We start from the raw sequence: 12,215 nt of genomic DNA, 5'->3' as shown, positions 1-12,215 counted from the left end.
CCGGCCGGGGCGGGCCGCGGGCCCGGAAATGGGAGGACGGGCCGGGGAGGGCGCATTACTGTGCGCCGCATGACACTCCAAGGCTCCCTCACCCATGAGGAATACTGCGCTCAGCTGCTCGCCGAGACCGGCAAGCTCCGGGAGATCGTGCGGACGGCCGATCTCTCGGCGACCGTGCCGACCTGCCCCGACTGGACGCTGGCCGAACTCGCCCGGCATGTAGGGGGTGCGCACCGCTGGGTCGGCACGATCGTCACCACCCGCGCTTCGAAGAACATCGACCCCGCGGACATCCCTGAGGCGGCCGGGCCCGACGGCGAGGACGCGGCGGCGCTGGACGCGTGGCTGGCGGCGGGCGTCGAGCAGACCGTGGCGGCCCTGCGGGAGGCCGGCCCCGATACGGAGGTGTGGAGCTGGACGACGGCGCACAACACCGGGTTCTGGGCCCGCCGGATGACCCACGAGACGGTCATCCACCGGGCCGATGCCGCGCTCACCGCCGGCGTTCCCTTCGACGTCCCGGCGCCGGTCGCCGCGGACTGTCTGGAGGAGTGGCTACAGATCTGCGAACTGCCCATGGTGGCGGCCCGCTTCGCGGACCGCAGGGGAGAGCTGTTCGGCCCCGGCCGTACGATCCATGTCCACGCCACCGACGCCCCGCCCGGTGTCGACGCGGAGTGGCTGCTCGACCTGACGGGGGAGACGCTCACCCACCGCCGCACCCACGAGAAGGCGGCGGTCGCACTGCGCGGCCCCCTCACCGACGTGCTCCGGGTCCTCTACCGCAGGCTGCCCACCGACAGCGACCGGGTCGAGGTGCTGGGCGAGGGTGCGCTGCTCGACCAGTGGCTGACGTGGGCGTCCTTCGGGTGAGCGGCCGCGTCCCGCTCAGGAGTTGAGTGCGGCCAGTACGCGTAGCGTGTGCGGGTCCGGTGCGGTGACCAGGAGGTCGGTGACCGGGCCCGCACGCCACAACTCCAGCCGTTCGGCGATCCGTTCGCGCGGCCCGACCAAGGAGATCTCATCGGCGAAGGCGTCCGGCACGGCGCGCACCGCCTCGTCCTTACGGCCTTCGAGGAAGAGCCGCTGCACCCGCCGGGCCTCCTCCGCGAACCCCATCCGCGCCATCAGATCGGCATGGAAGTTCTTGGCCGCAGGGCCCATCCCGCCGATGTAGAAGCCGAGCATCGCCTTGACCGGCAGCAGGCCCTCGGCGACGTCGTCGCAGACCATGGCGCGTGCCATGGGGGCGACCAGAAAGCCGTCGGGGGCGTCCGCCAGCGACGCCCGGTAGACATCGGTGCGCCGCGGTGACCAGTACAGCGGCAGCCAGCCGTCCGCGATCCTGGTGGTCTGGGCGATGTTCTTGGGGCCCTCGGCGCCCAGGAGGACGGGCAGACCGGCCCGCAGGGGATGGGTGATGGGCTTGAGCGGTTTGCCGAGCCCGGTGCCGTCCGCGCCGCGGTAGGGGTGCCGATGGAACTGCCCGTCCACCTCCACCGGGCCCTCACGCCGCAGCACTTGGCGGATGACCTCCACGTACTCGCGGGTGGCGGTCAGCGGGCTCCTGGGGAACGGCCGCCCGTACCACCCCTCGACGACCTGCGGCCCGGACAGCCCCAGGCCCAGCAGCACCCGGCCCCCGGAGAGATGGTCGAGGGTGAGGGCGTGCATTGCGGTGGCGGTGGGTGTACGGGCGGCCATCTGCGCGATGCCGGTGCCGAGCCTGATACGGGAGGTGTGCGCGGCGATCCAGGTGAGCGTGGTGAAGGCGTCCGATCCCCAGGCCTCCGCGGTCCACACCGAGTCATAGCCCAGGCGCTCTGCCTCACGGACGAGTTCGAGGTGCCGGGGATCGGGGCCGCGCCCCCAGTAGCCCAGCGCCAGACCGAGTCGCATACGGATCGCCTCCGCCTCCGCGTGATTCTGACGGTACGTCAGCTACGCTGCTCGCGCGCACTGTACTGACCGCCTCCCGGGCAGCGCAACGGCCCCCCGCCCGCAAGGGGCGAGGGGCCGCGAAAGGGACCGCGGTGCGTCCGGCCGGTGCGCGCGGGTCAGCCGCGCTGGATACCGGTGGTGTCCTGAAGGACGCCGCGCCGGCCGTCCTGGGTCTGCGCGATCAGGGCCTGACCGCGCTGCTCCACCGCCAGGTACCAGGTGCCGGGCGCCAGTTCGGCGATCGGCGACGGCGAGCCGTCCTCGCCGTACAGCGGGCGCGCGACCGGTACCGCGAACCAGAACGGCGCGAAGTCCGACGCGGTCCCGGCTGCCGGGGTGGCACCCGCGGGGGCGGCGCCCGCCTGCCCGCCGGCCGTGGCGTCGGCCGGGGCCTGCTGACCGTACGTCTGGCCGGCCTGCGGCTGCTGCTGTCCGCCCGGGTAGCCGTAACCCTGGCCGGCCTGCTGCTGCTGGGCGCCCGGGTAGCCGTAACCCGGGGTGGGGCCGGCCCCGTACGGGGCGGCGGCCTGCGGCTTGGGGGCGCCGATCAGTTCGGCCTTGAGCGCCGGGACGAGCGGCCCGGCGACCGCGCCGCCGGCCAGGAGCAGCGCGGCGATCAGACCGAGGATCAGGCCCGCGCCGGCGTTGTTGGAGTCGATGATGGTCCAGAACGCCGTCCACGCCGCGAAGACGGTGAGGGCGACGCCGAACTGGCCGAGGTCGAGACCGGCGACCTTGCGGGGCTGCGGCAGCGCACGGCTGATGATGATGACCGCCGCGCCGATCACACCGGCCAGGTACATGCTCATCAGCGTGCGCAGCGCGTCCCAGGCGTTGATGCTGCTGTAGTCCTGGGCCTGGGCCTCGCAGTACTTGGCGTACGGGCCGGAGCAGTCAGGGCCGCCGGCGAGGCCGAGGAACGAGGCGATGAACAGCAACACCGCTGCTCCGATCACCACGCCGTCGCCTCGAGTGAGGGAGCGGATGTTCACGTAAGGGTCCTTTGTCTCTTTCGCAGGTCTGGTCGTCGCTGTCGCGGTGCGCGCGGTGCGAGGCACGGCGGTGGCCACCCATCGTAAAGGGGAACCTATCGCCGAATCCGGCGGGCCGTCCTGTTCGTTTCCGCGCGCTATCGGACGTCGTATCGGATCCGTATCGGATCCGGTATCCGAGAGGTGCCGGCGCGGGTGCCGGTGGTCGTGGTCAGCGCGTCAAGAAGTCCGTAATGCCCGCGCTGATCCCGCGGGCCGCCTTTTCCCGCCATGCGGCGTCGGTCAAATGCGCGGCGTCCTTCGCATCGCGCATATTGCCGCACTCGATGAACACCTTCGGCACCGTCGAGAGGTTGAGGCCGCCGAGATCGGCGCGTACGTCGAGCCCGGTGCCGCCGCCGATGTAATTGGACCGCGGGCTGCCGGTCGCCGCGACGAACCGGCGGACCAGCCGCTCGCCCAACTGCCGCGAGGGCCCGGCGATCGCCGAGGTGTCGGCCTGCCCGGCCGTCACGCGCGCCGGCAGGATCACATGGAAGCCGCGGTTGCCCGCCCCGGAGCCGTCGGCGTGGACGGACACCGCGGCATCGGCGTGCGCCTTGTTCCCGATGGTCGCGCGCTCGTCCACACAGGGCCCGTACGGGCGGTCGCCGTCCTGGGTGAAGACCACCCTGGCGCCCTGGCGCTGGAGCAGCGTACGGGCACGGCGGGCGACGTCCAGGGTGAACGACGCCTCGGAGTAACCGTCGTTGGTGGCGGTGCCGGTGGTGTCGCACTCCTTGCGCTCGTTGCCGATGTCCACGAGACGGGCGATCTCCCGGCCGTGATCACGGTTGTTCGGATTGTGACCGGGGTCGATCACCACGGTCTTCCCCTTGAGGCTGCCACGCGGACCGGCCGTACCGGGGGCGTCGGGACCGGTGGTGCCGCCGGCCTCAGCTCCCGAGGACCGGTCCGGTGTGCCCTGCCCGGCTCTGGGGGGCGCGCCGCCGCCGTCGCCGTGCAACGTCCGCCAGGCCAGCCACCCCCCGACGCCGGCGGCCACCACGGCCGCCAGCACGAGGAGCAGGGTGCCGCGCAGGCGGCGGTGCGGAGGGAAAGTGCTGCCGTTCGACACGTTCGCGATCGTAGCCTCCGTGGCTGTTCAGATACCGGGACCGGTGCGCCGCAGGACGTGCAGCGACCGGTGCGCCGAGATCTCGGTGAAGGCGCCGGACTCCAGGGCCCTGCGGTAGATGCGGTACGGGGCCTGGCCACCGTCCGCCGGGTCCGCGAAGACATCGTGGATGACCAGCAGCCCGTCGGGCGCGACATGCGGCGCCCAGCCCTCGTAGTCGGCGGTGGCGTGCTCATCGGTGTGCCCGCCGTCGATGAAGACCAGGCCCACCGGCGCCCGCCACAGGGCCGCGATCTGCGGTGAGCGGCCCACCAGGGCGATCACCTGCTCCTCCAGGCCCGCGGCGTGCAGGGTACGGCGGAAGGCGGGCAGGGTGTCCATCCGGCCGACCTCGGGGTCGACGACGGTCGGGTCGTGGTACTCCCAGCCGGGCTGCTGCTCCTCACTGCCCCGGTGGTGGTCGACGGTCACCGCCATCACCCCGGCACCGCGCGCGGCGTCCGCGAGCAGGATCGTGGACCGGCCGCAGTAGGTGCCGACCTCCACCAGCGGCAGCCCCAGCGTCGCCGCCTCGGCCGCCGCCGCATACAGGGCGAGCCCTTCGTCCACGGGCATAAAGCCCTTCGCCGCCTCGAACGCGGCGAGAATCTCCGGCTGCGGAGCGGGCGGAGCCGTGGGAGCGGACATGGGCTTCCTCCTGGTGGTGCGGTGGGATGGCTCATGGTGCCAGAACGCGGGTTCGCATTTCGTTCCGCTCTTTCCGCGCTTTCCGCTCCTTCCGCCCGATTGGCGACCGTTCCCCTCGATTCCTCGACGGCCGTTTCACCGAGGCCCGAAAGCGCGGAATTCGTGTGCGGGAGCCCACGGCGCCGGGAATGGCGAGGGCGGTACGCACCGGAATTCACCGGACCGTTTCCCGTTCGCATCCGAACCGTTCCCTTGCGGGGCGGGCGGCAACGGGGCGCATCCGGCAACTAGCGTCTGGGCGCGGGTGGCGGTGCTGCGGCGGTATGCCTGCCGGACCGAAGGGCGGCGAGGCCGAAGGCCAGTCCTCCGGCGATGAACCAGGGGTTCCAGAGGGCCAGCGTCCAGGCCCGCTGCCCGGCGCTCACGGAGGCGTCCAGGCCCGTCGCGTTGGTCAGCAGCAGCACCTCGATACCGATGCCACGGGCCAGTAGCAGGGCACTGACGCCCCACCCCAGCCACCTCGCCAGCAGGGCGGGAACGCCCCGGAGCCTGGGCCGGGCAAGCAGCCATGCCAGCACGGCGCCGAGGAGGCAGAGCGCACCCACACCCCACAAACCGGCTATGACGAACCACAGCGGGCGCTCGGTGGCCAGCGGGCCGGCGGAGGTACTCAGCCCCACATCACCGCCGACGGCCCAGTAGAAGTGCAACCCGGCGAACACGGCCGCCCACCAGCATGCGAGACACCCCCACAGCGTGGACGGTTCTGCGCCCGTTCCCTCCGGTGCGCGCTTCACCGCCGGCCCTCAAGGGCATCGCGCCTGTCAGCACACGGGCCGTCCGATTCCTGTGGCACCACGATGAACGCGGTGCCCTTGGTCAGGTCGATGCTGGAGCGGGGCGGCGCACCGTCGCTCTCGTCGTCCCGTTGCAGCAGCTCCACCCGCCGCTGCTCCAGCTCTGCCGTCTTGTTTCCGTTCACGACCGCCGTGAATTCATCGAAGGCCGTGTTCGACAACGACCGCCCCGTGCGCCTGCGCAGCCACGGGAACAAACCCAGCCCCGTGAGCCACCGCCACGCGCTCTCCACCAAGGCGAACAAGGCCAGTAGACACACCAACGCCGGGAACGACATGGCCCATACCGCCACAGTTGGCCCCCCTCATCCTCACCACAGTTGACGGTCGGGGAACGACGAAGGGGTCGGTGTCGTTCCCATCGGACGTGCGGACCGGGAGAACTCGGGATTGCGGACGGGGAGAACCCGGGACGCCGGCCATCGGCCCGCGCGTGGAACGGTTCCTATGGGCCCGAGTACTCCCGGCCACGCCCGCCCGGGGCACTTCCTGACCTTCCGTCAGATTGAAACCTGTTCTAGTCTGCCCGCATGGGCATCGGAATCACGCAAGAGCAAGGTGACCTGGCCGAGGCGGTGGCCGGCTGGGCCGCGCGGACCGTGCCGCCCGAAGAGGTGCGCAAGCTGCTCGACACCGCCCCCGGGCGGCATGGACGCCCCACGTACTGGGACGGCCTCGCCGCACAGGGCCTGCTCGGGCTCCACCTCCCCGAGGCCGACGGCGGGGGCGGCGGCGAACTGCTCGACCTCGCCGTGGTGTTGGAGGAGCTGGGCCGGGCGGCGCTCCCCGGCCCCTTTCTGCCCACCACCCTCGCCGCCGCCCTGCTGCACCGCGCCGGCGCCCGGAGCCTCGTACCGGCCCTCGCCACCGGCGAACTCCTCGGCGCCGTCGCGCTCGGACCGGGCTCGCTCACCGCCGTCGAGGCCCCCGGCGGCTACGTCCTGGACGGCACCGCGCCCCCGGTGCTCGCCGGCGCCGACGCGGAGGTGATCGTGCTGGCCGCCAAGCTGCCCGCCGCTACGGACACCGACGCGACCGGCCGCACGGGCACGCGCACCGTCTGGTTCGCCGTCGACGCGCACGCGGACGCGCTGACCGTACGCGCCCAGGAGAGCGCCGACCCGACCCGGCCGACCGCCGAGGTCACCGCGGACGGTGTCCTGGTCCCCGCCGAACGGCTGCTGGCCCTCGACAGCGACCTCGTCCGCGACCTGGCCGGGGTGCTGTTCGCCGCGGAAGCCTGCGGCACGGCCGCCTGGGCCCTGCACACCGCGGCCGAACACGCCGCCGTACGCGAACAGTTCGGCCGCCCCATCGGCCAGTTCCAGGCTGTCAAACACCTCTGCGCCGACATGCTCGTACGCTGCGAGCAGGCGCGCGCCCTGGTCTGGGACGCGGCCCGGGCGCTGCACGAGCCGCCCGGCCCCGGCGCGTCTCCCGAGGCATCCGAGGCATCCGAGGCGGGTACGGCGCCCGAGGCGCGTGAGACGGGTACGGCGCCCGAGGCGCCGCAGGCGCGTGCCATGGTCGCCGCCCTCGCCACGGCCACCGCCCTGGACGCCGCGTTCAGCTGCACCAAGGACTGCATCCAGATCCTCGGCGGCATCGGCTTCACCTGGGAACACGACGCCCATCTGCATCTGCGCCGGGCGACCGTGGCCCGCCAGCTGCTCGGCAGCGGTGACACCCACCGACAGCGCGCCGCCCGCCACGCCGCCGACGGCGCCCGGCGCGCACTGCGCCTCGAACTCCCCGCAGAGGCCGAGGAACACCGCGCCCGGGCCCGTACCGTCATCGACGGCGTACGCGGCCTGGACCCCGCCGCGGTACGCCGCGCACTCGCCCCCACCGGCTATGCCGCGCCCCACCTCCCCACGCCCTACGGGCTGGGTGCGGGCCCTGTCCAGCAGCTGGCGATCCAGCAGGAGCTGGACGCAGCCGGGGTCCGGATCAGCGACCTGGGCATCGCCACCTGGGTCATCCCCTCGCTGATCGCCCATGGCACCCGGGAGCAGCAGGAGCGCTATCTGCTTCCGACGTTGCGCGGCGATCTGCTGTGGTGCCAGCTGTTCTCCGAGCCCGAGGCCGGCTCCGACCTGGCGTCGCTGCGCACCCGCGCCGAGCGGACGGACGGCGGCTGGCGGATCAACGGCCAGAAGGTGTGGACCTCGGCCGCCCAGTGGTCGAGCCACGGCATCCTGCTCGCCCGCACCAACCCGGAGGCGCCCAAGCACAAGGGGCTGACGTTCTTCCTTGTCGACATGGCGACTCCGGGCATCGACATCCGCCCGCTGAAGGAGATCACCGGCGACTCGCTCTTCAACGAGGTCTACTTCGACGAGGTCCTGCTGCCCGCCGACGCGGTGGTCGGCGAGGTGGACAACGGCTGGAAGGTGGCCCGCACCACCCTGGACAACGAACGCGTCCACATGGCCGACCAGTTGACCTTCGACACCGGACTGGAGGCGCTGCTCGACCGCGCCGCCCAACTGGACGGAGCGGTGCGCGCGAGGGTGGGCGCGCTGGCCGCCGAGGCGCACGCCCTGGGCTGCATCGGGCTGCGCACCACGCTTCAGCAGGTGTCGGGGCTGGAGCCGGGCGCCGGTGCCAGCATCCGCAAGCTGGTGCAGACCCCGCACCAGCAGAAGGTCGCCGAGCTGGCCATGGAGCTGCTGGGACCGGACGGTGCGGTGCGCGAAGGGGCCGGTGAACGGGCGCTGCACGGCTTCTTGATGTCGCGCTGCCTGACCATCGCCGGCGGCACCACCCAGGTGCAGCTGAACGTCGTCGCGGAGCGGCTGCTCGGCCTGCCCCGCGACCCGGAACCCCGCCCGCTGATCTGACCGATCTGACCGATCTGACCGGTGCGGTGGCGACCTGCCGGGTGATCCGACCGTCCCGTCCGGTGACGTGACTGCTCCTCCAGGAGGACCTGCATGGCTGGCAAGGCGTACATCGTCGGCGTGGGCATGACCGCGTTCGAGAAGCCCGAGACCCGTGAGTGGCAGTACTGGGACATGGCGAAGGAGGCGGGCGGCAAGGCGCTCGCGGACGCCGGCATCGGCTACGAGGCGGTCGAGCAGGTGCCGGTCGGCTACTGCTACCAGCCCTCCACCGCCGGTCAGCGCGCCGCGTACGAACTGGGCCTGACCGGCATCCCCGTCTACAACGTCAACAACAACTGTGCGACGGGCGCGACGGCGCTGATGATGGCGCGTCAATTCGTCGAGGCGGGCCTCAACGACTGTGTGCTGGCGCTGGGCTTCGAGAAGATGAAGCGCGGTGCGCTGGGCGGCGGTGCGGACGGCGGTGACCGTGGCGGGGCCGGCGGGGCCGGGGGCGCGACCTCTCCGGTCGCCCGGCACTACGGCGTGATGGCCGCCGCCCACGGCTTCGAGATGTCCCCGCCCACCGCCCAGATCTTCGGCAATGCCGCGCGCGAGCACATGGAGCGCTACGGCACCAGCGCCGAACAACTCGCCGCGGTCGGCGCCAAGAACCACCGGCACTCCGCGCACAACCCCTACGCCCAGTTCCAGGACGTCTACACGGTCGAGGAGGTCCTCGCCGCCAGGACCATCCACCGGCCGCTGACCAAGCTCCAGTGCTCGCCGACCTCCGACGGCGCGGCCGCGGCGGTCGTCGCCTCCGAACGGTTCGTCCGCGAACACGGTCTGGGTGACCGGGCGGTGGAGATCGTCGCCCAGGCCATGACGACCGACACCGAGGAGAGTTTCGCGTCCGGCTCCTGCATCGATGTCGTCGGCAAGCCGATGTCGCGGGCCGCCGCCCGGCAGGCGTACGCGGCAAGCGGCCTCGGCATCGAGGACGTCGACGTCATCGAGCTGCACGACTGCTTCTCCATCAATGAGCTGCTGACGTACGAGGCGCTGGGCATGTGCGGGGACGGCGAGTCGGGAAAACTGGTCGCCGAGGGCGCCACGACCTACGGGGGCCGCTGGGTGGTCAACCCGTCCGGCGGCCTGATCTCCAAGGGGCACCCGTTGGGCGCCACCGGCCTGGCCCAGGCCGCCGAACTGGTCTGGCAACTACGCGGCACAGCAGGCCCACGCCAGGTCCCCGAAGCCCGGGTCGCCCTCGCCCACAACATCGGCCTGGGCGGGGCGGCGGTGGTGACATTGCTGAGGAGGTGAGTGCTGACGTGAGTGGTGACTCTGCCGGTGTACTCGCGTTAACTTCCGCCTGTGTCTGGGTAGTTGGCCCGCAAGGGGGCCTCGCACCCCCTACGGGTCCGCCACCCCCACCCCCTACGGGCACCCTCCCCCCCACCCCGCGAACCGTCCCCACCCCAACCCCCCCGCCTCCGCCCAACGACCTAGGACTCCGGTCAGGTGGCCCATGCACCGATATCCCGATGCGGGGCACAAGCCGCCGATGCGAGCATGGTCCGCATGCCCCCGATAGCCGCCTCCGCCACCCTGTCCGGAACTCCGCGCCGCACGGCCGCCCCGGCCTGGCTGGTGATGCTGCTGGTCTGCGCCGGGCAGTTCCTGGTCATCCTGGACGTCTCCGTCGTGAACGTGGCGCTGCCCGCCGTACGCACCGGACTGGGCCTGAGCGAGCTGGGCCTTCAGTGGATCGTCAACGCCTACGTCATCACCTTCGCCGGCTTCATGCTGCTCGGTGGCCGGGCCGCCGATCTCTTCGGCCGTAAGCGGATCTTCGTCCTCGGGCTGGCACTGTTCACCCTCGCAAGCCTGGGTGGCGGGCTGGCGCAGCAGCCCTGGCAGCTGATCGCGGCCCGTACGGTCCAGGGCGTCGGCGCCGCCGTACTCTCCCCGGCCACCCTCACCATCCTGACCACGTCGTTCCCGGCCGGCCCGGCCCGTACCCGCGCCATCGCCACATGGACGGCGGTCGGCGCCGGCGGCGGCGCGGTGGGCGGTCTGGTGGGCGGGGTGCTCACCGAGTATCTGTCCTGGCGTTGGGTGCTGCTGATCAATGTGCCGGTCGGGGCGGTGGTGTTGATCGGCGCCGTGCTGTGGCTCAGCGAGAGCCGGCAGGACATCGGGCGGCGGCTCGATGTGCCCGGCGCGCTGCTGGTGACCGGCGGTCTGGCGCTGGTGGCGTACGGGATCGTGCAGACCGAGACGGACGGCTGGACGGCGGCGTCCGCGCTGCTGCCGCTGGCCGCCGGGCTGGTCGTCCTCGGCGCGTTCATCGCCGTCGAGGCGCGCGCCAAGGCGCCGCTGATGCCGCTGGGGCTGTTCCGGCTGCGCTCGGTCTCGTCGGCGAACGGGGCGATGATGCTGGCGGGCGCCGCGATGTTCTCGATGTGGTACTTCCTGTCGCTCTACGTCCAGAACGTGCTCGGCTACAAGCCGCTGCAAGCCGGCCTCTCCTTCATCCCGCACTCGCTGTGCATCGTCCTGGGCTCCAAAATCGGCCCGCGGCTGATGAACCGGCTGGGCGCCAAGACCCTGGCCATCACAGGTGCGGTGATCTCCGCGTCCGGCATGGCCTGGCAGGGCACGATGGATGTCGACGGAACCTACCTCGGCACGATCCTCGGCCCCGGCATCCTGATGGCGCTGGGCGCGGGTCTGACCGCGACACCGGTTGCCTCCATCGCCACGTCCGGTGCCGACCCCGCAGACCAGGGTCTGGTCTCCGGCCTGATCAACACCTCCCGCCAAATGGGCGGCGCACTGGGCCTGTCGGTCCTGTCCACCATCGCCGCCTCCCGCATCGAGGCGGGGCATGGCCCGAAAGCCCTGGCTGACGGCTATGGCCTGGCATTCCAGGTCGGCTCGGTGGTGCTGCTGGGCAGCATCGTGCTGATGGCCGTCGCACTGCCGAGGCGCCGGACGGACGCCGCCCACGGCTAGCGAGCAACGCGAGGTGTCCACCGGCCGGACCAGGGGCAACTGTACGGCCACCGCACAACGCCCGTACGGTCACTGCACAACGGCCGTTACGGCCACCGCACAACGTCCGTTACGTCCACCGCACAACGAGAAAACTCAGTAGCGACCTTGGGCCGTCACGGACGACCATGCGACGCATGAGCGATCAACCCGCGCGATGGAGCCCTGCAACCGTCTACCCCGACATGTGGGCCGATCCGGACGACGACCCCCGTAACAAAGATGGGGACAGCCCCGAGGGCGAGCTGGCGACGCTCCAGGACGTCCTGACGGACTACCGCCTGACCTTGCGGATGAAGTGCGAGGGCCTGGATGCGGAGCAGCTGGCCCGTCGGTCGGTTCCGCCGTCGACGATGTCGCTGCTCGGTCTGGTTCGGCACCTCGCCGAGGTGGAACGGGACTGGCGCAACTGGATCAGCGACGGTGACCCGCTGCCGAAGCTGTACGGCGAGAAGGACGCAGACTTCCACGGAGCGGTCGCCGAGCAGGCCGTGGTCGATGCGGCGTTCTCCGATCTGGAGCGCGAGCAGGCCGCGACCGATGCCGCGCTGGCCGAGCACCCGGACCTGGGCGAGCGCGTGGGGAAGGACAAGATCGCAGTTCGGGAGCTGATGGTGCACCAGATCGACGAGTACGCCCGTCACAGCGGGCACGCCGACCTGTTGCGCGAGTGCATCGACGGAAGGGTGGGCCAGTAACGAGGGCCGGGGTTCACACCCGCCCGACCTGGACC

At 71.8% G+C, this 12,215-nt stretch carries 11 protein-coding genes; 5 read left to right on the top strand and 6 right to left on the bottom strand.

From position 1 onward, the window contains the following. Positions 1–69: 69 nt before the first annotated feature. A complete protein-coding gene (locus tag ACZ55A_RS03180) occupies positions 70–873 on the top strand; it encodes a maleylpyruvate isomerase family mycothiol-dependent enzyme (protein WP_468832291.1) in 804 nt (267 codons plus the stop codon). 15 nt (positions 874–888) lie between these two features. Here the strand turns inward: ACZ55A_RS03180 and ACZ55A_RS03175 are convergent, their stop codons facing one another. The 6 genes from ACZ55A_RS03175 to ACZ55A_RS03150 form a co-directional block, all read right to left on the bottom strand. After that, positions 889–1,899 carry an LLM class F420-dependent oxidoreductase gene (locus tag ACZ55A_RS03175; protein ID WP_468832287.1) on the bottom strand — a complete coding sequence of 337 codons (1,011 nt, stop codon included), beginning with the start codon at positions 1,897–1,899 and terminating at the stop codon, positions 889–891. A gap of 158 nt (positions 1,900–2,057) precedes the next feature. After that, the gene (locus tag ACZ55A_RS03170; RefSeq protein ID WP_468832284.1) at positions 2,058–2,933 is read right to left on the bottom strand and encodes a hypothetical protein; all 876 of its coding nucleotides are present in this window, start codon (positions 2,931–2,933) and stop codon (positions 2,058–2,060) included. 211 nt (positions 2,934–3,144) lie between these two features. Next, on the bottom strand, positions 3,145–4,050 hold the full coding sequence (locus tag ACZ55A_RS03165; RefSeq protein WP_468832281.1) for an N-acetylmuramoyl-L-alanine amidase: 906 nt from the start codon (positions 4,048–4,050) through the stop codon (positions 3,145–3,147). A 27-nt stretch (positions 4,051–4,077) separates the two neighbouring features. Next, entirely contained in the window at positions 4,078–4,737 is a 660-nt protein-coding gene (locus ACZ55A_RS03160; RefSeq protein ID WP_468832278.1) for a class I SAM-dependent methyltransferase, read from the bottom strand. A 287-nt stretch (positions 4,738–5,024) separates the two neighbouring features. After that, positions 5,025–5,459, bottom strand: coding sequence for a DUF3995 domain-containing protein (locus ACZ55A_RS03155; RefSeq protein ID WP_468832273.1), 435 nt, complete (start codon positions 5,457–5,459; stop codon positions 5,025–5,027). 71 nt (positions 5,460–5,530) lie between these two features. Next, positions 5,531–5,887, bottom strand: coding sequence for a DUF6191 domain-containing protein (locus tag ACZ55A_RS03150; RefSeq protein ID WP_468832267.1), 357 nt, complete (start codon positions 5,885–5,887; stop codon positions 5,531–5,533). A gap of 237 nt (positions 5,888–6,124) precedes the next feature. Here ACZ55A_RS03150 and ACZ55A_RS03145 point away from each other — a divergent pair, with 237 nt between their 5' ends. The 4 genes from ACZ55A_RS03145 (at position 6,125) to ACZ55A_RS03130 (ending at position 12,180) form a co-directional block, all read left to right on the top strand. Further along, entirely contained in the window at positions 6,125–8,437 is a 2,313-nt protein-coding gene (locus tag ACZ55A_RS03145; protein WP_468832265.1) for an acyl-CoA dehydrogenase, read from the top strand. A gap of 93 nt (positions 8,438–8,530) precedes the next feature. Beyond that, positions 8,531–9,748 (top strand): lipid-transfer protein, encoded by a 1,218-nt coding sequence (locus ACZ55A_RS03140; protein ID WP_468832262.1) that lies wholly within the window; start codon positions 8,531–8,533, stop codon positions 9,746–9,748. 249 nt (positions 9,749–9,997) lie between these two features. Next, positions 9,998–11,443 carry an MFS transporter gene (locus ACZ55A_RS03135; protein ID WP_468832260.1) on the top strand — a complete coding sequence of 482 codons (1,446 nt, stop codon included), beginning with the start codon at positions 9,998–10,000 and terminating at the stop codon, positions 11,441–11,443. Positions 11,444–11,610: 167 nt separating this feature from the next. After that, entirely contained in the window at positions 11,611–12,180 is a 570-nt protein-coding gene (locus ACZ55A_RS03130) for a DinB family protein (RefSeq protein WP_468832256.1), read from the top strand. The last annotated feature ends 35 nt before the right edge of the window (positions 12,181–12,215 follow it).

The sequence above is a fragment of the Streptomyces sp. NPDC034111 genome, from assembly GCF_055575375.1.
Note: the sequence above shows the minus strand (reverse complement) of the source record. Positions and strands in the feature narration are given on the sequence as shown.